The organism is Salinimicrobium oceani, assembly GCF_012037645.1.
In genome coordinates, this window is sequence record NZ_JAAVJR010001123.1 from 1 (window position 1) to 357 (window position 357).

1 pseudogene is annotated in these 357 nt (G+C 40.3%); it reads right to left on the reverse strand.

The window, feature by feature from the left end:
* A pseudogene (locus HC175_RS21080) lies at positions 1 to 357 on the reverse strand (ribosome biogenesis GTPase Der); the annotation flags it as partial.

Genomic DNA, 357 nt, shown 5'->3' on the forward strand with positions numbered 1-357 from the left:
TGGAACTCCTGTAAAATCGAACTTTTCTCTCAGTTTATTCTCTATGAATCTTTTATAAGGATCTTTTACGTACTGCGGGAGATTACAGAAAAATGCAAACTGCGGCTGCGGAGTGGGCAACTGCATACAGAACTTGATCTTTACATATTTTCCTTTGTATGCTGGCGGCGGATAAGCTTCAATAAGCGGCAGCATTTCCTCGTTAAGCTCACTGGTCTTGATCTTTTTGCTGCGGTTGTTATACACTTCAACTGCTGTCTCTATAGCTTTAAAGATCCTTTGCTTTGTAAGAACAGACATGAAAACGATAGGCACATCTGTAAAAGGTTCCATTTCCCTTCGGATATTCGCTTCATA